Here is a 23396-nt window from a genome sequence, read left to right as displayed (position 1 = left end):
ATACCCCGCGCAAGCCGCGTCCACGCGCGCGCAGCCGCAAGTCGGCGGCGACCGGGCGGCAGGTTGCGGTACGTGCGCCGATCGAACCCGTACCCGACGCCACATCGCCCGCGCGCTTCATCAACCGTGAACTGTCATGGCTCGATTTCAACCAGCGCGTGGTGGATGAAGCCGACAATCCGCGCAATCCGCTGCTTGAACGCGTGCGCTTCCTGTCGATCAGCGCCAGTAACCTTGACGAGTTCTATTCCGTGCGCGTGGCCGGGCTGGTGGGGCAGGTGCGCGAGGGGCTGGTCAAGACATCCCCCGACGGGCTGACGCCACAGCAGCAGCTTTCCGCCGTGCGCGAGCGCACGGGTCGCCTGCTGCAGGAACAGCAGCGCATCTGGCGCGACCTGCAGCGCGAGCTGGAGGAGGCGGGCATTGTCGTGCGCGATGAAATCTCCTTCACGCCGGAGGAGCAGGCATGGCTGGAAACCTGCTTCATGGAACGGGTCTTTCCCGTCCTGACACCGCTGGCCATCGACCCGGCCCATCCGCTGCCCTTCATTCCCAACATGGGGATTGCGCAGGCATTGCGGCTGATGAACGCCGAAACCGGGCAGTTCGTGATGGAAGCGCTGATCCTGCTGCCTGCGCGGATCGAACGCTTCATCCGTCTGCCCGCCGCCCTGTCGCCGCCGGGGGTGACGCGCTTCATCCTGCTGGAACGGCTGATTGTCATGTGCATCGACCGCCTGTTCCCCGGCCTTGTGGCGGGGGACTGGGGGGTGATGCGCGTGGTGCGCGACACGGACGTGGAATTCGAGGACGAGGCCGAGGATCTGGTCCGGTCGTATGAAAGCGCGCTGAAACGCCGCAGGCGGGGCGTGGTGATCCATCTGGACATCGAGGCCCGCATGCCCGAGGACCTGGCCCGGTCCATGGCCGAGGGGCTGGCCCCGCCCCCGGATGAAGTGTTCGTGCAGTCCGGGCTGATCGGCGTGGTGGACCTCAAGCAGCTGATTGTCGATGACCGGCCCGACCTGCTGTTCCCCCCCTATACCCCGCGTTTTCCCGAACGGATTGTCGATTGCGGGGGCGACTGCTTCGCCGCCATCCGTGCGCGCGACATGATCGTGCATCATCCCTTTGAAAGCTTTGACGTGGTGGTGCAGTTCCTGCGTCAGGCCGCCATCGACCCGGCCGTGGTCGCGATCAAGCAGACGCTGTACCGCACATCGCGCGACAGTCCCATCGTCAAGGCCCTGATCGAGGCGGCGGAGGCCGGCAAGGCCGTGACCGCCATGGTGGAACTGCGCGCGCGCTTCGATGAGGAAGCCAACATCCGCCTTGCCCGCGCGCTGGAAGGGGCGGGGGTGCAGGTGGTCTTTGGCTTTTCCGACCTCAAGACGCATGCCAAGCTCAGCCTTGTCGTGCGGCGCGAGGGGGGGGCGCTGCGGTCCTACGCCCATTTCGGCACCGGCAACTATCACCCGATCACGGCGCGGATCTATACCGACCTGTCGTTTTTCACCTGCAATCCCGAACTGGCGCGGGACTCGGCGCGGCTGTTCAATTACATGACCGGCTACGCCGTGCCCGCACGGATGGAGGCGATCGCGTTTTCGCCCGTGACCATCCGCCGCACGATCGAGGAACTGATCGCGGGGGAAATCGCCCATGTGCAGGCGGGCAGGCCTGGGCAGATCTGGCTCAAGATGAACTCGCTGGTCGATCCCGACCTGATCGACCGGCTGTACGCCGCGTCATGCGCGGGGGTGAAGATCACGGCCGTGGTGCGGGGGATCTGCTGCCTGCGTCCCGGTGTTCCGGGGCTGTCGGATAACATCAAGGTCAAGTCGATTGTCGGGCGTTTCCTGGAACATGCCCGCATCTACGCCTTTGGCGACGGGCACCGGCTGCCCAGTCGGCAGGCGAAGCTGTATATTTCCTCGGCGGACTGGATGCAGCGCAACATGGACTGGCGGGTGGAAAGCATGGTGCCCATGCTGGACCCACAGGTCCATGCCCGCGTGCTTGAACAGATCATGATGATCGACCTCAAGGACAACCTGCAGTCGTGGATTCTACAGCGGAACGGTGTATGGCGTCGGCTGGAGCCGGGGCGTCGGCCCTTTTCATCCCATGAATATTTCATGGAACATCCGGTCCATGCGGGACGGGGCACGGTGGGCGATGCCCCGATCCGGGTCAGTGCGTCCCAGCCATGGCATGCGGAACAGACGATTGAGGACTAGGGATTACGGTATGGGTGCGGTCATGGCATGGTGGGCTGGCGACATATGGGGCCGGATGTGACGGTGGATGGCGGGTTTCGCCGCTCGGCGGTCATAGATCTGGGATCGAATTCCGTCCGCCTTGTGGTGTTTGACGGGATTTCACGCAATCCGGCTCCCATTTTCAATGAAAAGGTGGTCCTGCGACTGGGGCGGGGCCTGAATGCGACGGGGCGCCTGAATGAGGAAGCCGTACCCCTGGCGATGGAGGTCATGGCCCGTTTCAACGCCATCGCGCGCGGGATGGAGGCCAGTCCGTTCGAGGTCCTGGCCACCGCTGCCGTGCGTGACGCCAGCAACGGGCCGGAATTCGTGGCGGGGCTGAAGTCCCGGCTGCCCGGCGTGCCGATCCGTATCCTGAGCGGGGAGGAGGAAGCCGATTACTCCGCCACCGGCGTCCTGTGCGGCATACCGGACGCCAACGGGCTGGTGGCCGATATTGGCGGCGGGTCGCTGGAACTGATCCGGCTGGAAAACGGGCGCAAGCTCAATGCCTGCACGCTGCCGCTGGGTGTAATCCGGCTGAATGACCGTGCCGATGGCGACCTGGCCCGCGCCCGCGCGCTGGTGGACGAGGACCTGGCCAGGGTTGGGTGGCTGGATGACGTGCATGGCCAGGACCTGTACCTGGTGGGCGGGGCGTTTCGCGCGCTGGCCCGCATGCAGATCGCCCGGACGGCGTATCCACTGAATATCGTGCATCTGTACAGCCTTACGCCCGATGTCACGCGGGAAATGGCGGACTGGATCATTGGCGCGAGCAGGCGTTCGCTCGAACGACTGCCCGGTGTGCCGCGCAAGCGGCTGGAGGATGCGCCCTATGCCGCGACAGTGCTGCGCAGGCTCATGCGGCGCACGCATTCGACGGGGCTGGTGTTCTGTGTCGATGGCCTGCGCGAAGGCTGGTACATGCGCAACGTCGCCGCCAGTGTGGCGGAAAATGACCCGCAGGACGCCGTCGCGCGTGAGATGTGCTGCATGCTGGGCCGCAGCATGACCCTGCCTGAACGGCTGGCGGAATGGACCGCGCCCCTTTTTCCTGATGAAGGTCAGGTCGCGACCCGCCTGCGCGGCGTTGCATGCTGGCTGTCGGACGTGGGCGCGCATGACCACCCCGAATATCGCGCGGAACAGACCTATCTGCGTATCCTGCGCATGCAGGGGGTGGGCTTTACCCATCAGGCGCGCGCGTTCCTGTCACTGACGCTGGCGGTGCGGTATGGCGCGGACCTGTCGGTGGCATATCTGCAGCCGTCGCGGCAGCTGCTGGATCAGGTGCAGTTTGGCCGCGCCGTGGCGCTGGGGCAGGCATTGCGGCTGGCCTATACCGTCAGTGGCGGGACCGAGGCGCTGCTGGATGGCACGCGGCTGGACTGTGTGGACGGCGTCCTGTCGCTGCATTTCGCGCCGGGCCGCGACGTGGTGCAGGGCGAAAGCGTGCGCCGCAGGCTGGAACGGCTGGGCAATGCGCTGGATATGACGGTCAGGATCCGCGATCACTGATCCCTCTGGGCAGGAACGGAATACAGGGCGATATGGGCATGCGGCATGGACATGGGCGCGACCTGCTGCTGGTCCGTGGCGGCACGGTGGTGACGGGGCAGGCCAGCCTGCGGGTGGATGTGCTGTGTGGCGGCGTGGGCGAAATCCTGGCCGTCGGTCCCGATCTGGATATCCCCGTCGGGTGCGGGGTGGTGGATGCCGGCGGCCTGCTGGTCATGCCCGGCGGGGTGGACCCGCAGACCGCCATCGGCGCGGATGAGGCGGGATTCGCCTGCACGGTGGACGCCCTGTCCGGTGGCACGACCACCATACTCGACACCATGAGCCCCGGTCGTGACGGGCTGGATGCGGCGTGGCGGGCGTGGCGGCATGCGGCACGCCGGTCGCATGTCGATGTCGGGCTGCATATGGCGCTGCCGGATGCGGACCAGGCCGTGCTGGATGGCATGGACGCGCTGGTGGCGGACAGGGGGGTGAACACCTTTCACCTGTCCATGGCGGGCGGGCTGTCTGACCGCGCCATCCTGAAACTGTCCCGCCATGCCATGGATTGCGGTGCGTTGTGCCGGATTGCCGCCCAGAACGCACAGGCCGTGGCCTACCTGCGCGCGGAACTGGATCAGGCAGGCATTGCCGGTGGGGAAGCCTGCCTGCTGTCGGCCCCCCCGCAGGTCGAGGCCGAAGCGGTGGACCGCGCCCTCATGCTGGCGGGCCTTGTGGGCGCGCCGGTGCATGTGGGGCCGGTTTCCACCACCGGGGCCACGCAGGGCCTTGCGCGCGCCCGCCTGCACGGGCAGCGGGTGGAGGGGCATGTGCTGGCCCCGCATCTGGTCGTGGATGAAGCGGTCTATGATCCTGAAGGCGATGGGGCAGGCGAACCCGCCCCGTATCTGACCCTGCCGCCCTTTCGTGACGTAACCCATCGGCGTGCGTTATGGGGGGCTGTGGCATCGGGCAACATCGGCATGGTCGCCAGCGGGTTCCGTGCGGCGGGTATGGGGGGCGACGGGCTGGGGGACGGCCTTGCGCAGCGCATGCGCGTGGTCTGGCGGCATGGCGTGCAGGCGGGCGTGCTGACGGCAGAGGAATTCGTGGCCGTCACGTCACAGGCGGCGGCGCGCGCCTTCAACATCTATCCCCGCAAGGGGGCGATCATGCCGGGCGCGGATGCGGATATCGTGCTGTGGGACGGCGGGGCGGAAGAAACGTGTCCCGCTGCCCCGTCCGGCCTGTATGCCGGGATTACGCTGGGGGGGCGTGCGGTGCAGGTCATTCGCGGCGGAGTGACGGTGTGGAAGGACAACAGGCCATACGCTGCCGCGCAGCACGGGGCGTATGTGCCGTGCCCGGCGTTCCGTCCCGCGCTGTCGGCACGGATGCGCAGGGCGGCGCACCTGTCCACGCGTGACGGGGAACCATAGGATCACGACCTTTCTTGTTTTGCCGGGGTGACAAGGCGCAATCAGGTTCCATATATTACGTATATCAAAACAAAAGGCTGTTCCGGCTGTCTGCCTTGAGGGGGGTGAGGCAGTCATGTGGCCATGATCAGAGGGAACAGATTTGACGGGGATCAGACACGGTATCCGTTTCTATGTCGGAAACGAATGCCACACGTTGGCCGATGTCGCGCCAACGCGTACGCTGCTGGACTGGCTGCGCGAGGATCGCGGCCTGACCGGCACCAAGGAAGGCTGTAACGAAGGCGATTGCGGGGCGTGCACCGTTCTGGTGGTGCGGCTGGAGGGCGACCGGCTGGTCTGGCGCGCGGTCAATGCCTGCATCCAGTTCGTCTCCATGCTGGATGGTGCGCAGGTCCTGACCATCGAGGACGTGCGCGCCCCCGATGGCAGCCTGCATCCGGTGCAGCAGGCCATGGTGGACCAGCACGGCTCGCAGTGCGGCTTCTGCACGCCCGGCTTTGTCATGTCCATGGTGGCGGGCCGCAAGGCTGACGGGCTGGCGCAGGATGAACACGCAATTGACGACATGCTGGCGGGCAACCTGTGCCGCTGCACCGGATACGCGCCCATCGTGCGCGCCATGCGGCAGGCCATGGAAGCGGGGCCGGACCATTTTGATGCGCAGGCCCACGCGATTGCGGATCGCCTGCGCGCCCTTCGCGATGGCGCGACGGTGGAACTCAGCGGGTCTGCGGGCCGTCTGACCATTCCCGCGACAGGGGACGCGCTGGCGCAGGCCATGCTGGCGGACCCCGATGCGCGGATCGTGGCCGGGGCGACCGATGTGGGCCTGTGGGTGACCAAGGGCATGCGCGACCTGCCGCATGTCGTCACCATAGGTCAGGTGCCCGATCTGCGCCGGATCGAATGCAGTGCGGACGGCGTGTACCTTGGCGCGGCTGTGACATGGCAGGAAGCGCGCGCGGCGCTGGCGGACATCCTGCCTCAGCCGGATGCGGAGGTGATCCGGCGCATCGGGTCCGTGCAGGTGCGCAACAGCGGCACGGTATGCGGCAATATCGCCAATGGTTCGCCCATTGGTGACGGGCCGCCGGTGCTGATCGCGGCGGGGGCGAAGCTGCACCTGCGCCGCGGGGACGCGCGGCGTGTCATCGCGCTGGAAGATTTCTTCATTGATTACGGCAGGCAGGACCGCGCGCCGGGTGAGTTCGTGGAAGGCGTGAGCATTCCCCGCCCCTCGCCGGATACCGTGGTCCGGGCATGGAAGGTCTCCAAACGGTTCGATCAGGATATTTCGGCCATTCTGGGGGCATTTTCGCTTACGATCGGCCCTGATGGCACCATCACCAATGCCCGCGTGGCCTTTGGCGGCATGGCGGCCACGCCGCGTCGCGCCAGCCGGACGGAAGCCGCACTGGAAGGCCGGAAGTGGGACGATACCACGCTGGCTGCCGCGCGGCAGGCCATGATGGACGATTTCGCCCCCATTACCGACATGCGGGCCAGCGACTGGTATCGCCGCACCGTCGCGGCCAATCTGCTGACCCGGCTTTACGCCGATTGCGGCCCACGGGACGCGCGCGCGCAGACCAGCGTGCGTGCTGCATGCACCGCTGCGGGAGAACATGCACATGGCTGATGGAAACAGCTTTGCCACGACAGCCCCCACGCCGGGCGACGGCATCGTGCCCGGTGGCGCATCACGCAGCCTGCGGCATGAAAGCGCCGCCATGCATGTGCAGGGCAGCGCCGCCTATATTGATGACCTGCCCGAACCGCGTGGCACGCTGCACCTTGTCCCGGGGCTGAGCGCGCGCGCCCATGCCCGCATCGTGTCCATGGACCTTGACGCAGTGCGGCAGGCCGAAGGCGTCGTGGGGGTCTATACCGCCGCCGACATTCCCGGTGAGAACCAGATCAGCCCTGTCGGCAAGGGGGATGAACCCCTGCTGGCGGGCTCCGAGGTCTCGTTTTATGGCCAGCCGTTATTCGTGGTCGCCGCGACCACGCGCATGGCTGCGCGCCGGGCCGTGCGGCTGGCGAAAGTGGAATATGAAGACCTGCCCGCCATCCTGAACGTGGCCGAGGCCCGTGCGGCGGGCAGCCCCATGGTCTGGCGGCCGATGGAAATGAAGCGTGGCGACGTGGTGGCCGGGCTGGAGCACGCGCCCCGCAGGCTGTCCGGCCGCATTACCGTGGGCGGGCAGGAACATTTCTACCTCGAAGGGCAGATCGCCCTTGCCCGCCCGGGTGAGGAAGGGGAGATGCACGTTACGTCCTCCACCCAGCATCCGACCGAAACCCAGCACATGGTCGCCCATGTTCTGGACCGTCCCGCCAACCTGGTGACGGTGGAGGTCCGGCGCATGGGCGGCGGCTTTGGCGGCAAGGAAACGCAGGCCAATGCCTGTGCCTGCCTTTCGGCGCTGGTGGCCGACCTGACCGGGCGCGCGGCCAAGATGCGGCTGGACCGTGACGACGACATGACCATGACCGGCAAGCGGCATGATTTCGTCATTGATTACGATGTCGGCTATACCGATGAGGGACATATCCTTGCGGTGGACATGGTGCTGGCGGCGCGGTGCGGGTGGTCGGCCGACCTGTCCGGTCCCGTGATCGACCGCGCGCTGTTCCATGCGGACAATGCCTATTTCTATCCCGATGTGCGTCTGCGCTCCGAACCGCTGCGCACCAATACGCAGTCCAACACCGCCTATCGCGGTTTTGGCGGCCCGCAGGGCATTGTCGCGGCCGAGCGCGTGATTGAGGAAATCGCCTTCGCCACCGGCCTTGACCCGCTGGAGGTCAGGCTGCGCAATGTCTATGGCACGCATGACCGCAACGTCACGCCCTACAACATGGTGGTCGAGGACTCGATCACCGCCGACGTCCTGCCTGAACTGGCGCGGCGCTGCCATTATGTGAAACGGCGCGCGGCCTGCCGTGCATTCAATGCCGGCAGTCCCTACCTGCGGCGCGGCATTGCGATCACGCCGGTCAAGTTCGGCATTTCCTTTACCGCCACGCATTACAACCAGGCGGGCGCGCTGGTTCATGTCTATACCGACGGGTCGGTACAGGTGAATCACGGCGGCACGGAAATGGGGCAGGGCCTGCATACCAAGATGGTGCAGGTCGTCATGCGCGAACTGGGGCTGGGCACGGATCAGGTGCGCATTACCGCCACCACGACGGGCAAGGTGCCCAATACGTCGGCCACCGCCGCGTCGTCCGGCGCGGACCTCAATGGCATGGCGGTGCTTGACGCGGTGCGCCGGATCAAGCGCAGGCTGGTGGAATTCGCGGCCGGTCACTGGAACGTGGCCGAGGACGACGTCCGCTTCGCGCCCGATGGCGTGCATGTGGGGCAGAAGGTGATCGCGTTTTCGCACCTGACGCGGCAGGCCTATTTCGCGCGCGTATCCATGTCTGCCAACGGATTTTACAAGACGCCCAAGATTTCATGGAACGGGGATACGGGGCAGGGCCGTCCTTTCTACTACTTTGCATACGGGGCAGCGTGTTCGGAGGTCGTGATCGACCTGCTGACGGGGGAGATGAAGATCGACCGCGTGGACATCCTGCATGACGCGGGGCAGTCCCTGAACCCCGTTCTGGACATCGGTCAGGTCGAAGGCGGCTTCGTGCAGGGCGCAGGATGGCTGACCTGCGAGGAACTGGTCTGGGACAAAGCGGGCCGCCTGCGCACGCACGCGCCCAGCACGTACAAGATCCCGGCCTGTTCCGACCGTCCGCGGGTGTTCAATGTCGAACTGCTGGAAAACGCGCCCAACCGGGAATACAGCATCTTCCGTTCCAAGGCCGTGGGGGAACCGCCATTCGTTCATGGCGTGTCGGTGCTGCAGGCGGTGTCCGATGCGCTGGCCAGTCTGGATGACTACCGCACCTGTCCCCGTCTGGACGCGCCCGCCACGCCGGAAATGATCCTGCGCGTGGCCGAACGCATGCGGCACGGCAATCCGCCCGCCGCCTGATCACATGGGCATGCAGATGCGCGCGGATCTGGTGCGATGGCGGATGTCAGGCCAGCCCATCGCCCGGATCAGTGTATCGGACGCGCGGGGGTCCACCCCGCGTGAGGCCGGAACCTTCATGCTGGTCACCCTCACGGAACAGTCCGGCACGATTGGCGGGGGGGATCTGGAATGGAACGCCATCCACCAGGCCCGCAGGCTGCTGGAACATGGCGGCGACGCGCTGGTCCAGCGCATAAGCCTGGGGGGAAATTCGGGACAGTGCTGCGGGGGGGAGGTCTGGCTGAACCTTGACCTGCCCCCCGCCGACGGGCTGGACGCCATCATGGAACAGCTGGACCGTCAGCGCCGTACGCAGCCGCTGCTGCTGCTGTTCGGGGCGGGGCATGTGGGCCGTGCGCTGGCGCATGTGCTGGCCCCGCTGCCGCTGCGCCTGGCATGGTGCGATTCGCGTCCGCATGAATTCGGATCAACCATTCCCCAGGGGGTGGAGGTGCATGACGATGGCGCATGGGAACGGCTGGTCGCCAGCGCGCCCGCGGGTTCAGGCGCGCTGGTCCTGACGCAGAGCCATGCGCTGGACAGCGTGATTGTTGCATCCATCCTGGAACGGGGGGATTTTCGATATGTCGGCCTGATTGGTTCGCACACGAAGCGCCGCCGGTTCGAAGCCGGGTTCCGCCAGATCGGCCTGCCGGAAGACCGCATCGCCGCACTGGTCTGCCCGATCGGGGACCGGGGCGTGCGCGACAAGCGGCCCGCCGTTATCGCCGCACTGGTCGCGGCGGAAATTGTCACCCGCTTCCTGCACCCCGTGCAGGCGGGCGGTCATGTAAACGGGGATGACACCAGCCCATGAATGATCCGCTTTCCCGCACGCCCCGCATGATGCGGCTGCACGCGCGGGGCATTTCCTATTTCAACGCCGTGCGGGAATGCCGCTCCATCCGCGAGGCGGCGCGAAGGCTGAACGTCACGCCATCCGCCCTGACCCGCCAGCTTGCGCAGATGGAGGCGGAAATCGGCGCCCCCCTGTTCGACCGCCTGCCCGATGGCATGGTCCTGACGGAGGTGGGCACGATCATGGCCCGACATATCGTCACGGTCATGCAGGACGCCGCCCGGACGGAAGAACAGATCAACGCCCTGTCCGGCCGGCATGACGGGCGGCTGCGTATCATGGCGGTGGAAGGCATCGCGGGACAGTTGCTGCCTGCCCTGCTGGAACGCATCATTTCCGCCTATCCGGCCGTGGAGCTGCATGTGGAAGTCGGCGCGCCCAAGACCATCGTCTCCGCCCTGCAGGACGGACGGGTGGATCTGGGCATTGCGTTTTCGCTGGCGCTGTATCCCGAACTGCGGCGGGTGGCGGTAGGGCATTTCCCCGTTGGCGCGGTGGTGCGCGCGGATCATCCGCTGGCGCACCTGCGCACGGTCACGGTGGAGGAATGCACGGCCTATCGCCTGATCCTGCCCACGCGCACGCTGTCGCTGTACCGTGTCATGGAACCCATGCTGCGCCCGTGGCAGGACCGTCTGAACGTGGTGTTGCAGACCGGGTCGATCGAACTGACCAACCGCATGGTGCAGGCGGGCGTCGGGCTGGCGTTCCAGTCCCCGCTGGCGGTGGGCGTGCAGCCGGGACAGGACACCCTGCGCCACGTGCCGCTGCGTGATACCCGGGCGGTTACGGACCTTGGGGCCTACGTGCGGGAATCCCGCTGGCTGCCGCCATTGCTGGAAACGGTAATCGAGGAACTGCGCCTGGAACTGCGGCGCGTGCAGGGTGTCAGCGATGAACGGGTGGTCTGACATGTGTTGCGTTTTGCGCAACGGAACGGTCAGATCATTATACTAGACGAAACAGGGGGAAGGCTGGTTAGATTTCCCCATCATGGTGCGGTTGGGGGAATATCCGCATGGCGTCGGGGGACGTCATGCGGGCTGCATCAACACACAGTAAAAAAATGGATGGGAACCCGCAGATGGATACCACAACGCAGCCGAATGCCGGGACGGCCGGCGGGCTTGCTGCACTGAATGCGGCAGTGCGCCGGGATCTGGAAATCATCCGCTATCCCCGCAAGGAATGGGTTCCCCCCATGGAACGTGACGGCCAGCGCGTGCTGGACGTGGCCATTATCGGGGGCGGGCAGGGTGGCCTTGCCACGGCCTTTGCGCTCAAGCGTAACAACATCACCAATGTCCGCATCTTTGACCGTGCGGCCAAGGGGGGCGAAGGCCCGTGGGTGACATTCGCACGCATGATCACGCTGCGCACGCCCAAATACGTGACCGGCCCCGACCTTGGCGTGCCGTCCCTGACCCCGCGTTCGTGGTACGAAGCGCAGTATGGCGCCGAAGCCTGGGAAAAGCTGGACAAGATCCCGCGTGGGCAGTGGCAGGCCTATCTGGACTGGTACCGCGACATCCTGAAGCTGCCGGTCGCCAACGACCATGATTTCCAGGGCGTGACATGGGAAGGCGGACTGCTGCGCCTGACCTTCCGTCGCCCCGACGGCTCGACCCATGTGCATTACGCGCGCAAGCTGGTGCTGGCCACCGGGATCGAAGGCTGTGGTTCGTGGCATGTGCCCGATTTCATCCGCGACGCCCTGCCACGCGCGCGGTATGCCCATACGTCGGAAAACATTGATTTCGCGGCGCTGAAGGGCAAGCGGATCGGTGTGCTGGGGGCTGGCGCCTCGGCGTTTGATAATGCGGCCACGGCGCTGGAAGACGGTGCGGGCAGCGTGACGCTGTGCCTGCGACGCAAGGAAATCCCGTCCATCAACCCATATCGGTGGATGGAAAATACCGGCTTCCTCGCCTATTACCCCGCCCTGTCGGATGAGCTGCGCTGGGGCTTCATGCGCCGGATTTTCGAACTTAACCAGCCGCCGCCGCAGGATACGTTCTGGCGCTGCCGCCGGCATGCGAACTTCTCCTTCCGCACGGGCTGCCCCTGGACGGGCGTGCGCATGGACGGGGATGAGATCGTGGTCGATTCGCCCACCGGCGAAATGCGGTTCGATTTCGTGATTATCGGCACGGGTTTCACAACCGACCTGTCCCGCAGGGCCGAAACGAAATCCTTCGCGTCCTCCGTCGCGCTGTGGGGCGATCGTTACACCGCACCCGCAGGGTCGGAAAGCGCCGTGCTGGAAAGCTATCCCTATCTGGGGGAAAACTACCAGTTCCTGCCGCGCCGCGCGGATGACCCGCTGGCGCCCATGCTGGCGAACATCCATAACTTCACGTTCTCGGCCACGCCCAGCATGGGCCTGTCGGGCGCGTCCATCAGCGGCATGCGCTTTGGCGTGGAGCGTCTGGCCCATGGGCTGGGGCGTGACCTGTACGTGGCCGATGGCAGGCAGCATCTTGAAAGTCTGCTGGCCTATGACGTGCCGGAACTGGTCAGTCTTGACCCTCCTGTTGCATGATGCATCCCGGGTAGAGTTATCCATTCGGGAGAAAGTTGATCAGATGAGCAGTGCAGCACGCCTTTCCCCTTCCGCGCCGGTTGCCGGCGCGGGGGGGCATGATGACCGCAAGGGTCCACCCGTGGCCGATATGGCGCGGATTATCGGCCTGTCCATTCCGGCCGCCTGCATGCCCGATGTCGTGGCGAATACCGCCCTGCTGCAGGGGTATGCCGATCTGGTCAGCGGTTTTGCGCTGCCTGATGACTGCGAACCCGCCTATGAGTACACGCCATGACCGTTCAGGGGCACAAGGCGGGCGCCGCCCTTGCCATTGCGGCGGATGTGCGGGCCGGACGCCGCAGCGCCGTGTCGGTCGTGACCGCCGTCATCGCGGATATCGAGGTCCGTGATACCCGTTTCAACAGTGTGACCCGCATCCTTGGCCCCGCCGCCGTGGCGCAGGCCGAGGAGGTGGACAAGGCCGTTGCGGCGGGGCGCGATCCCGGCCCGCTGGCGGGCGTGCCCTTTGGCGTGAAGGACCTGTTTGACGTCCGGGGCGAGGTCACCACGGCAGGGTCCATTGTCCTGCGCGACAACCTGCCCGCCACGCGCGATGCAGAGGTGGTCGAACGCCTGCGCGCGGCAGGCGCCGTGCCGGTCGCGACGCTGAACATGGATGAGTTCGCCTACGGCTTTTCCACCGAAAACGCCCATACCGGCACAACGCGCAATCCGCATGATCCCGCGCGTCTGGCCGGTGGGTCATCGGGTGGGTCGGCGGCATCGGTGGCCGCGGGCCTGCTGCCGTTCACGCTGGGATCGGACACCAACGGGTCCATCCGCGTCCCGTCCTCGCTATGCGGGGTATGGGGGCTGAAGCCGACTTACGGGCAGATGCCGCTGCGCGGGGTCTATCCGTTCGTGGCCAGCCTGGATGTGGTTGGTCCGATGGCCGACACGGTCGAGGACCTGCGGGCGGTGTACGGCATCATGGCCGGCGGGGTGCATGTGGGCGAACCCGACGTGGGTGATGTGCGTGTGGCCCGCCTTGGCGGATGGTTTGCCGAAAATATCAGCCCGGAACTTGCGGCAGGCATTGACCGTGTCATGGCGCATCTGGGGCATGACCGGGTGATCGAACTGCCTGAAGTCGCGCGTGCGCGCGCCGCGGCATTCCTGATCAGCGCGGCGGAAGGGGGCAACCTGCACCTGCCGCGCCTGCGCCGCCGGGCCATGCAGTATGATCCCGCCACGCGCGGGCGGCTTATGGCCGGGGCCATGCTGCCTGCCGCGACATTCGTGCAGGCGCAGCGTTTCCGCCGCTGGTTCCGTGGGCATGTGCATGCCGCCCTTGCCCATGCGGATGTGCTGGTGGCGCCAACCACGGTGGGTGTCGCCCCCCGGATTGACCAGCCATCCATCACCGTGAATGGCAGGACGGTGTCCGCCCGCGCCAACCTTGGCATTTTCACGCAGCCGATCAGCCTTGCCGGGCTGCCGGTGCTGGCGGCCCCGCTTGCGGTTGATGGCCTGCCGCAGGGCATCCAGCTTATCGGTGCGCCGGGCGGGGAAGCGAAGCTGTTTGCCGTGGCGGCCGAACTGCAGCGCGCGGGTCTCGCGGCCTGCCGCCCGATCGAGGCAGGATACGCACGGAAGGACAGCTGATGCTGAATACGCCGCGTTCATGCCGGGGGATGGTCACATCCCCCCACCACCTGGCCAGTCAGGCCGGGCTTGACGTGCTCAAGGCGGGGGGCACGGCAATCGAGGCCGCTGTCGCCACCGCCGCGGCCCTGGCTGTGGTCTATCCACACATGACCGGGATTGGCGGGGATGCGTTCTGGCTGACCATGTGGCCCGATGGGCGCGTGGAAACCATTGATGCCTGTGGGGCGGCGGCACAGAAGGCCGATCCCGCCTTTTACCACGCCGCAGGGCTGGATACGATTCCCTGGCGCGGTCCGCTTGCGGCCAATACCGTGGCGGGCACCGTATCGGGCTGGGACATGGCGCTGTCATGGAGCCATGCCATGACGTCCGCCCTGCCACTGGGGCGGGTGCTGCGTGATGCGCTGTATTATGCGGAACAGGGCGTGCCCGTAACCGACAGCGCGGCCAACCTGACCCGCGCGAAGTTTGATGAACTGAAGGACGTGCCCGGTTTCCGGGACCTGTTCACGCCCGGTGGTCGCCTGCCGCAGCCTGGTGACATCCTGCACAATCCCCGCCTTGCCAAGACCCTGCGGCAGCTGGCGGATGAAGGGCTGTCCAGTTTCTATCGTGGAAATGTGGCGCGCGAGATCGCAGCCGACCTGAACGACGTGGGCAGTCCGCTTGCGCTTGCGGACCTGCAGGGGCACAGGGCAACCCACCAGCCCGCGCTGCATGCGCGTATCCATGGGGCGGACCTGTACAACCTCGCGCCGCCGACGCAGGGGGTCGCGTCGCTGCTGATCCTTGCGCTGTTCGACCGGCTGAAGGCGGCGAAGGCGGATGATTTCGATTACCTGCACGGGCTGGTCGAAGCGACCAAGCAGGCGTTCCGTTACCGCGATACCCATGTGGGCGATCCCGCCTACATGACCGTTCAGGCGCAGGACATCCTTGATGACCGCAAGGCGCTTGATCGCATGGCCGCCAGCATTGATCCCGACCGGGCGGCGCCGTGGCCGTGGCAGTCGCAGGCGGGGGACACGGTCTGGCTGGGTGTGATTGATTCCGACGGACTGGCCGTCAGCATGATCCAGAGCCTGTATTTCGAATACGGGTCCGGCGTCGTGCTGCCGCGCACCGGCATTGTCTGGCAGAACCGTGGCACCAGCTTCGGACTGGACCCGCAGGGCTGGAATGGCCTGCGTCCGGGCCGCAAGCCGTTCCATACACTCAACCCCGCCGGTGCCCGTTTTGATGACGGGCGGACCATGGTCTATGGCACCATGGGGGGCGAGGGACAGCCACAGACGCAGTCCGCCATTTTCACCCGCTACGCGCGCTACGGCATGGAACTGCAGGAAGCCGTCACGGCGCCACGCTGGCTGCTGGGGCGGACATGGGGCGAAAGCAGCGTCAGCCTGAAATACGAGGATCGCTTCGACCCTGAGGTCATCGCCCGGATGCAGGCGGCGGGACACCAGATGGAACGGGTTGAACCGTTTTCTTCCACAATGGGCCATGCGGGCGCGCTGGTGCGCCATGGATCGGGCCTGCTGGAAGGGGCGACCGACCCGCGTAGCGATGGATGCGTGGCGGCATGGTAATGCAGGCAGGTAAAATAATGGATCATCCCTGTGGCGCACGTGCCGTGGCGCGGTGCACCGAACTGGGCCGTGCGCCGTATTCGGATATGGAAGGGGGGCTGTTCCGCCCCTATCTCAGCCCGTCCTACCGCGCGACCTGTGGGCGGCTGGCGGAGTGGATGCGCGATGCAGGCATGACCACGCGCATCGATGCCGCAGGCAACCTTGTCGGGCGGTATGACGGCCTGACGCCCGATGCCCCGGTCGTGCTGCTTGGCTCGCATATCGACAGCGTGCGCGATGGCGGGTTCTTTGACGGGATGCTGGGCGTGATCCTTGGCATCGAGACGGTGGCCCATTTCGCGCGGCAGGGAAAACGCTTTCCCTTCGCGCTGGAAGTCATCGGCTTCGGGGACGAGGAAGGATCGCGGTTTCCGTCCGGCATGCTGACCTCCCATGCCGTGGCAGGCGTGCTGGATAGTCCAGATCCGGCCATGTCCGACTGGGCCGAGACCGCCACCCTGGCCAGCGCGCTGGAAGCATTCGGGCTGGATGTGGGTCAGATGCAGGCCGCGTCCCGCAGGGGCGACCCGGTCGTGGCCTATGTCGAGGCGCATATCGAACAGGGCCCGGCGCTGGAGGCCGAAGGCTGCGCCCTTGGCGTGGTCAGCGCCATCGCGGCCCAGTACCGCTACCGCGTGACGCTGCGCGGCATGGCGGGCCATGCGGGCACGGTGGCCATGAAGCTGCGGCGCGACGCGCTGGCGGGGGCGGCGGACATCATCCTTGCCGCTGAACGCATTGGCCGTGCCGGCGCGGACGGGCTGGTGGCCACTGTCGGGTCGCTGGATGTCATGCCGGGGGCAGCCAATGTCGTGCCGGGCGAAGTGGTGTTCACCATTGATGTCCGTGCCGGCACTGACGCCACGCGCGACCGCGCGGCGGCGGAAATCCTGGAGGAGGCCCGTCAGGTCGCGGACCGGCGCGGGCTGGAGATGGATGTGGCGCTGCAGCAGGATCTGGACGCCACGCCATGCGACCCTGCGCTGACCGCGCTTATGGAACTGGCGGTGCATGACGTGACCCATGCCCCGGCCCCGCTGCTGGTCAGCGGCGCGGGACATGACGCGATGATCATGGCGCATCTGGCCCCGGTTTCCATGCTGTTTATCCGGTGCGCGGGTGGTATCAGCCATAACCCGGCTGAATCCGTGACCGATGATGATACGGATGCCGCGCTGCGGGCGATGATTACTTTTATCGGACTTTTTGAGAGACGTTTCGGATGACCCAGACATTTTTCGGCCAGATCAACCCTCCCGCCCGGCTGCTGATGGGGCCGGGACCGGTCAATGCGCACCCGCGTGTGCTGCGGGCCATGGCGGCTGACATGCTGGGTCAGTTCGACCCGGAAATGACCGAATACATGAACCAGACGATGGACCTGTACCGTCAGGTGTTCATGACCAACAACCGCTGGACATTCCTGGTCGATGGCACGGCGCGCGCCGGGATCGAGGCATCGCTTGTCTCGCTGGTCGAACCGGGCATGAAACTGCTGATCGTGCGCGCAGGCCGCTTCGGGCTGCTGCTGTCCGAAATCGCGCAGCGCATTGGCGCTGAAATCGTGACGCTGGACATTCCGTGGGGCGAGGTCGCGACGCTGGAGCAGATCGAGGACGCACTCACCACCCACCGTCCGCATGTGCTGGCGTGCATCCATGGCGATACCTCCACCACCGTTGCCCAGCCGCTTGATGGTGTTGGCGCGCTGTGCCGCAAATATGGCGTGCTGTCCTATGTCGATACCACCGCCACGCTGGGCGGCATGGAAGTTGCGACCGACCGCTGGGGTGTGGACGTAGTCAGTTCGGGTCTGCAGAAATGCATGGGCGGCCCGCCGGGTTCGGCCCCCATCACCATTTCCGACCGTGCGGCGGAACATATTTTCGCCCGTCGCCATGTCGAAGCCGGGATCCGCGGCGCGGATACGCATGATGGCACGCGCGTGCGCATTCCCTCGAACTATTTCGACCTGGCCATGATCATGGACTACTGGTCCGAAAAGCGGCTGAACCATCATACCGAAGCCACCTCCATGCTGTATGGCGCGCGTGAAGCCGCCCGTATCGTGCTGGAAGAAGGGCTTCAGGCCCGCTTCGCCCGCCATGCCAGTGCGTCACGCGCGATGTGCGCGGGCATGCGCGCGCTAGGGCTGGAACTGTTTGGTTGCGACGACTACCGCATGACCAACGTGACCGGCGTCTACATTCCCAAGGGCATTGACGGTGAAAAGGTGCGTGGCCGCATGCGCGAGGATTTCGAAATCGAGATCGGTTCCGCCTTCGGGCCGCTGCAGGGCAAGATCTGGCGTATTGGCGCGATGGGCTACAACGCGGAAAAGCACAAGGTACTGCTGACCATCGGCGCGCTGGAAACCGTCCTGCGCCACGAAGGCTACAGCTTTGCCGCAGGCAGCGGCGTCGATGCCGCCCTTGCGGCCTATAACGCATAAGAACGGGGGATCTGGCATAATGTCTGGAACGGATAGCTATCCCCGCGATCTGGTTGGGTACGCGGGCAACCCGCCGGATGCGAAATGGCCCGGCGGCGCGCGGATCGCGGTGCAGTTCGTCATCAATTATGAAGAGGGGGCCGAGAACTCGGTCCTTCATGGTGACCGCGGGTCGGAAGCGTTCCTGTCGGAAATGGTCGGGGCGCAGTCGATTACCGGCGCGCGCGCGATTGCGATGGAAAGCCTGTATGAATATGGCTCCCGTGCCGGGTTCTGGCGGCTGCACCGCATCTTTACCGAACGTAAGCAGCCCCTGACGGTCTTTGCCGTGGCGGCGGCCATGGCGCGTAACCCGGCAGCGGTTGCGGCGATGAAGGACGCAGGCTGGGAAATCGCGTCCCATGGGCTGCGCTGGATCGATTACCAGCACGTGCCCGAAGCGGTGGAACGCGCGCATATCCAGGAATGTATCGCGCTGCATACGAAGCTGACCGGATCACGCCCGCTGGGCTGGTACCAGGGGCGCACCAGCCCCAATACCGCGCGTCTGGTGGCGGAAGAAGGCGGCTTTGTATACGACGCGGATTCCTACGCCGATGACCTGCCATATTATGACCGCAGCAACGGCCGCGCACAGCTGATCGTGCCCTATACGCTGGATGTGAACGACATGCGCTTTGTCGCGCTGAACGGCTTTACCGAAGGTGAACAGTTCTTCAACTACCTGCGCGATACCTTTGATGAACTGTATGAGGAGGGTGCCGACAGGCCGCGCATGATGTCGGTTGGCCTGCACTGCCGTGTGGCGGGGCGTCCGGGGCGTGCGCGGGCGGTGGCGCGTTTCCTTGACTATATCGCCACGCGCGAAAAAGTATGGGTCGCGACCCGGCTGGATATCGCCCGGCACTGGCTGGATGTACATCCAGCATGAAAAACGTGATGGATCGGGTCAACGGGGCGTCCACAGTCCGGTTTGTGGAACTGTTCGGCCCAATATACGAACATTCCCCATGGATCGCCCAGCGTGCGCATGCCCATGGCCCCTTTGCCGACAGGGACGCTATGCTGGCTGCCATGCGTCATGAACTGGACCGGGCGACGGATGCGGAAAAAATGGCGTTGATCCGTGCCCATCCTGAACTGGCGCAGCGCATGGGCGTGGACCCGACGCTGACATCCGCATCAGCGGCGGAGCAGGCATCCGCCGGGCTGGATCGGCTGACGCCGGAGGAATTCACAACATTCCGCGCCCTGAATGATGCCTATGCAGCCAGGTTCGGCATTCCGTTCATTATCTGTGTGCGGCGGTCGGACAAGGAAGGAATCCTGAACGGAATGCGCATCCGGCTGGACAATACGCCGGAAGAAGAACAGCAGGCCGCGCTGTGTGAAATCAACAAGATTGCCGCCCTGCGGCTGGCGGACGTGCTGGCGCGGCTGGAGCAGGAACCATGAGCACCCTTTCCACCCATGTCCTTGACCTTGTTTCGGGCCAGCCCGCCGCAGGCATGGCGATCAGCCTGTGGGCAGGACGCGAATGCCTGTTTCGCGGCGTGACCAATGCAGATGGCCGCTGCCCGGAACTGAGCCAGACGACAGGGGACATGCAGGCGGGGGCCTACCGGCTGGAATTTGCCGTAGCGGCGTATTTCCGTGCCCGTGATGTCGCGCTGTCGGATCCACCGTTCCTTGACGTGGTGCCCATTGCCTTTGGCATGGCGCAGGTGGCACCGGGGGAAAAGGGCGGCCATTACCATGTGCCGCTGCTGGTCTCGCCCTACGGGTTTTCGACCTATCGCGGTAGTTGAGCGGGTCGAGGGATTATTTAAAAAGTCAGCTTATGATGGCGTTTTAAAATTAAAGACAGTTTTGGTGAAGCTTTTTGCAAAAAGGTGGCATTTCAAAACTTTTATTCTTTTTTCATCAATGAGTTGTTTTTAAACAGTCTCTAACAGAAAGGGCCATGGCGTATGTAACGCCATGGCCCTTTTTCGTATCCCGCAGCAGACTGGCCGCCGCGGGAAAAACCGGATCAGACCAGTGCCTGCTTCAGGGCTGCGGTCAGGTCGGTCGTGCTGGCCTTGCCGCCCAGGTCGCCCGTGCGCACGGCGCCCGAGGTGATGACCTTTTCAATGGCCTTGTCGATACGGGTGGCCAGATCCTGGCGGCCCACATGCGCCAGCATCATGTTCGCGGCCAGCAGCAGGGACGTCGGGTTGGCCTTGTTCTGGCCCGCGATGTCCGGCGCCGAACCATGGACGGCTTCAAACACGGCGGCTTTTTCGCCAATGTTGGCACCCGGCGCAAGGCCAAGACCACCAACCAGACCGGCGGTCAGGTCGGACAGGATGTCACCAAACAGGTTGGTGGTGACAATGCAGTCATACTGCCACGGATCGGTCACCAGCTGCATGGCGCAGGCATCGACAATCCGTTCGTTCACTTCCACGCGACCTTCATATTCCTTGGCGACCTTGCGGCCTTCTTCAAGGAACAGGCCCGTCAGCAGCTTCAGGATGTTGGCCTTGTGCACCAGGGTGACGCGCTTGCGGTTGTTCTTGACCGCGTATTCAAAGGCATAGCGCACGATGCGGTTGCATTCCTTGCGCGTGGTGTAGCCTGCGCTGGTGGCGATGGCATGCGGGTCGTCACCGTAGGGAATGTAGTTTTCCATCGCCGCGTAATACCCTTCGAGGTTTTCGCGGAAGATGACGAGGTTGATGTTCTCGAAACGGCCACCGGGCACGATCGTCTTGGTCGGACGGACATTCGCGAACAGGCCGAACTCCTGACGCAGTGTCACGTTGATGGATTTGAAGCCACCACCGACCGGGGTTGTCAGCGGGCCTTTCAGCGCAAGGCCGGTGCGGCGGATGCTTTCGATCGTTTCCTTGGGCAGCGGGCTGCCGGTGGCATCAAGAGCCGCGACACCACCAAGAGCCTTTTCCCATTTGAAAGGGGCACCAACCGCATCCAGGATCTCGGTAACGGACTGGACGATTTCAGGCCCGATTCCATCACCGGGAATCAGGGTGGCGGGAATTGTTTTTTCTGTAGACATTCTCGGACGTCTCCCTTTGTGCTTGCTACTGAAAAGCGTTTCAGCATGCACCGGCTTGGCGGACCCGGTTCGTTGCCGGGCGCCCCGTCGGAACTGGTTAAAAGTCCTAGGCCCCCCAGCCCCGCGTGACAATCGGGCCACCGGGCCATGGCTGTGGTTTTGCAGTCACATTATCCGGCGTTCAGCGGTGCGCATGCGACGCCAAGCCATGTGCGTTCCTGACTTCCCAGATGTGGGGCGATCATTTCAAAAACCCGTGCATGATAGGCGTCCAGCCAGGCAATCTCGTTTTTCTGCAGGCTGCCTGCGTCAATCAGCCGCCGGTCAAATGGCGCAAGGGTCAGCACTTCGAACTGCAGGAAGCTGCGTCCTTCCTCCGCCGTGGGGGATGGCTGGACCAGATGCAGGTTCTCCAGGCGGATGCCAAATGCGCCGGGGCGGTAATAGCCTGGCTCGTTGGACAGGATCATGCCTGCATGCAGCTTTACGGGACGGAAAACGGGGGAAATGGTGGCCGGTCCCTCATGCACCGACAGATAGCTGCCAATGCCGTGGCCGGTGCCATGGTCATAATCCAGTCCCCCCTCCCACAGGGCATGGCGGGCAAGGGCATCCAGCGCGTGGCCGGTCACGCCACGCGGGAAATGCGCGCGGGCCAGCGCGATATGTCCGCGCAGCACGCGGGTGAAGGCATCGCGCACCTCCGCCCCCGGTGCGTCCGGCCCGGTCCAGACCGTGCGGGTAATATCGGTGGTGCCAAAGGGGTACTGGCCACCACTGTCGATCAGGTACACCTCGTTCGGCTGCAGCCTGCGGTCGGTTTCGGGGGTGACGCGGTAATGGATGATGGCCCCGTTCGGGCCGGAACCGGAAATGGCGGGAAAGCTTTCCTCGCGGTAATCCGGGCAGGCCGCGCGGAAACGCTCCAGCTGGTTCGCCGCCTCCAGTTCCGCCGTATTCGTGGCGTTTTCATCCAGCCAGTGCAGGAAACGGCAGATGGCGATGCCGTCCAGCAGATGGGCGCGGCGGCTGCCGTCCTGTTCGGTTGCGTTCTTGATCGCCTTGGGCATCTGGCAGGGATCGCCCTTGCGGATGACCGTAGCCCCCGCATCTTCCAGCGTCTGCATGAACCAGACGGCGTTGCTGACCGGGTCCACCTGCACGCGTGCGCCAGACAGGGCGCGCAGGCCGGGTTCCAGCGCATCGGGGGGGGCAATCGTGACATCTGCGCCCAGCCATTGCCGCGTGGCGTCGGATACTTTGGCCGGATCGATCAGCAATGTGACGCGACCGGTATCATGCACGATGGCGAATGACAGGCTGAGCGGCGTGTACGGCACGTCACGGCCGCGTATGTTCAGCAGCCATGCGATCGAGGCCGGGTCGCTCAGCACCAGTGCGGCATCCCCCGCATCGCGCAATCCGTCGGCAATGGCCGTGCGCTTGTCCTGACTGGACTGCCCGGCCCATTCCTCGGGCTGCGGCACGCAGGGCGTGCAGGGGGCGGTCGGGCGGTCGGTCCATATCCGGTCAACCGGGTTGGCGGGCAGCGCCACAAGTTCCAGCCCCGCGTCACTGAACGGGCGCAGCGCGCTTTCGCTGATCAGGCGTGGGTCGTAGCCGATCCGGCAGGTCGCGCCATGCCGCGCCAGCCATGTGGCGGGGGGCATCTCGCGGATATGCAGCCGTTCCCATGCGGCGGCATCGACCTGCTGGTCCATCTGGGTGATGTAGCGGCCATCGGAAAACACGGCCGCCCGGTCCGGCAGTACCGCCGCCATGCCCGCACTGCCGGTAAAGCCGGTCAGCCATGCCAGCCGTTCGGCGCAGGGGGCGACATATTCGCCCAGGTGCTCATCCCCACGGGGCAGGATGAATCCGTCGACACCCATCTGTTTCAGCACGGTGCGCAGCGCATCGGGGCGGTTCGGGGCTGGGGGCATGGGCATCTCCTT

At 65.2% G+C, this 23396-nt stretch carries 18 protein-coding genes; 16 read left to right on the top strand and 2 right to left on the bottom strand.

Features of this window, described 5'->3' with window-relative positions; genetic code table 11:
• Positions 1 to 80 precede the first annotated feature (80 nt).
• From B7449_RS01680 to uraH, 16 genes are all read left to right on the top strand, one after another.
• Positions 81 to 2240, top strand: a complete 2160-nt coding sequence (locus tag B7449_RS01680) for an RNA degradosome polyphosphate kinase (RefSeq protein WP_235721100.1) — start codon at positions 81 to 83, stop codon at positions 2238 to 2240.
• A 45-nt stretch (positions 2241 to 2285) separates the two neighbouring features.
• The gene (locus B7449_RS01675; protein ID WP_039732855.1) at positions 2286 to 3782 is read left to right on the top strand and encodes a Ppx/GppA family phosphatase; all 1497 of its coding nucleotides are present in this window, start codon (positions 2286 to 2288) and stop codon (positions 3780 to 3782) included.
• A 38-nt stretch (positions 3783 to 3820) separates the two neighbouring features.
• On the top strand, positions 3821 to 5203 hold the full coding sequence (locus tag B7449_RS01670) for an amidohydrolase family protein (RefSeq protein ID WP_235721093.1): 1383 nt from the start codon (positions 3821 to 3823) through the stop codon (positions 5201 to 5203).
• Positions 5204 to 5345: 142 nt separating this feature from the next.
• The gene (gene xdhA / locus B7449_RS01665) at positions 5346 to 6845 is read left to right on the top strand and encodes a xanthine dehydrogenase small subunit (protein WP_082084721.1); all 1500 of its coding nucleotides are present in this window, start codon (positions 5346 to 5348) and stop codon (positions 6843 to 6845) included.
• Positions 6838 to 9204 carry a xanthine dehydrogenase molybdopterin binding subunit gene (gene xdhB / locus B7449_RS01660; RefSeq protein WP_048883152.1) on the top strand — a complete coding sequence of 789 codons (2367 nt, stop codon included), beginning with the start codon at positions 6838 to 6840 and terminating at the stop codon, positions 9202 to 9204. Before xdhA ends, xdhB begins: the two co-directional genes overlap by 8 nt.
• 4 nt (positions 9205 to 9208) lie before the next feature.
• A complete protein-coding gene (xdhC, locus tag B7449_RS01655; RefSeq protein ID WP_039732823.1) occupies positions 9209 to 10063 on the top strand; it encodes a xanthine dehydrogenase accessory protein XdhC in 855 nt (284 codons plus the stop codon).
• Positions 10060 to 11016, top strand: coding sequence for a LysR family transcriptional regulator (locus tag B7449_RS01650; RefSeq protein WP_010514343.1), 957 nt, complete (start codon positions 10060 to 10062; stop codon positions 11014 to 11016). The genes xdhC and B7449_RS01650 overlap by 4 nt, the downstream gene beginning before the upstream one ends.
• Positions 11017 to 11189: 173 nt before the next feature.
• Positions 11190 to 12647: an NAD(P)-binding domain-containing protein gene (locus B7449_RS01645; protein WP_039732859.1), complete on the top strand. Its 1458-nt coding sequence runs from the start codon at positions 11190 to 11192 to the stop codon at positions 12645 to 12647.
• 43 nt (positions 12648 to 12690) lie between these two features.
• Complete coding sequence (locus B7449_RS01640) at positions 12691 to 12924, top strand: DUF4089 domain-containing protein (RefSeq protein WP_039732824.1); 234 nt, start codon at positions 12691 to 12693, stop codon at positions 12922 to 12924.
• Positions 12921 to 14294 carry an AtzE family amidohydrolase gene (locus tag B7449_RS01635; protein ID WP_039732825.1) on the top strand — a complete coding sequence of 458 codons (1374 nt, stop codon included), beginning with the start codon at positions 12921 to 12923 and terminating at the stop codon, positions 14292 to 14294. The genes B7449_RS01640 and B7449_RS01635 overlap by 4 nt, the downstream gene beginning before the upstream one ends.
• Positions 14294 to 15886, top strand: a complete 1593-nt coding sequence (locus B7449_RS01630) for a gamma-glutamyltransferase family protein (RefSeq protein ID WP_039732826.1) — start codon at positions 14294 to 14296, stop codon at positions 15884 to 15886. The genes B7449_RS01635 and B7449_RS01630 overlap by 1 nt, the downstream gene beginning before the upstream one ends.
• On the top strand, positions 15880 to 17154 hold the full coding sequence (locus tag B7449_RS01625) for an allantoate amidohydrolase (protein ID WP_039732860.1): 1275 nt from the start codon (positions 15880 to 15882) through the stop codon (positions 17152 to 17154). The genes B7449_RS01630 and B7449_RS01625 overlap by 7 nt, the downstream gene beginning before the upstream one ends.
• Positions 17151 to 18380 carry a pyridoxal-phosphate-dependent aminotransferase family protein gene (locus B7449_RS01620; RefSeq protein ID WP_010514353.1) on the top strand — a complete coding sequence of 410 codons (1230 nt, stop codon included), beginning with the start codon at positions 17151 to 17153 and terminating at the stop codon, positions 18378 to 18380. Before B7449_RS01625 ends, B7449_RS01620 begins: the two co-directional genes overlap by 4 nt.
• Before the next feature lie 19 nt (positions 18381 to 18399).
• Positions 18400 to 19311: an allantoinase PuuE gene (gene puuE / locus B7449_RS01615; RefSeq protein WP_039732827.1), complete on the top strand. Its 912-nt coding sequence runs from the start codon at positions 18400 to 18402 to the stop codon at positions 19309 to 19311.
• Between the two features lie 8 nt (positions 19312 to 19319).
• On the top strand, positions 19320 to 19835 hold the full coding sequence (gene uraD, locus B7449_RS01610) for a 2-oxo-4-hydroxy-4-carboxy-5-ureidoimidazoline decarboxylase (RefSeq protein ID WP_039732828.1): 516 nt from the start codon (positions 19320 to 19322) through the stop codon (positions 19833 to 19835).
• Positions 19832 to 20188 (top strand): hydroxyisourate hydrolase, encoded by a 357-nt coding sequence (gene uraH, locus B7449_RS01605; protein WP_039732829.1) that lies wholly within the window; start codon positions 19832 to 19834, stop codon positions 20186 to 20188. The genes uraD and uraH overlap by 4 nt, the downstream gene beginning before the upstream one ends.
• 224 nt (positions 20189 to 20412) lie before the next feature.
• Here the strand turns inward: uraH and B7449_RS01600 are convergent, their stop codons facing one another.
• Positions 20413 to 21441 (bottom strand): isocitrate/isopropylmalate dehydrogenase family protein, encoded by a 1029-nt coding sequence (locus B7449_RS01600; RefSeq protein WP_039732830.1) that lies wholly within the window; start codon positions 21439 to 21441, stop codon positions 20413 to 20415.
• A 170-nt stretch (positions 21442 to 21611) separates the two neighbouring features.
• Positions 21612 to 23384, bottom strand: coding sequence for an aminopeptidase P family protein (locus tag B7449_RS01595; protein ID WP_039732861.1), 1773 nt, complete (start codon positions 23382 to 23384; stop codon positions 21612 to 21614).
• Positions 23385 to 23396 lie beyond the last annotated feature (12 nt).

The organism is Komagataeibacter intermedius TF2 (assembly GCF_000964425.1).
GTDB lineage: Bacteria > Pseudomonadota > Alphaproteobacteria > Acetobacterales > Acetobacteraceae > Komagataeibacter > Komagataeibacter intermedius.
The sequence above is the reverse complement of the archived record's forward strand: the minus strand, read 5'-3'. Positions and strand labels throughout refer to the sequence as shown.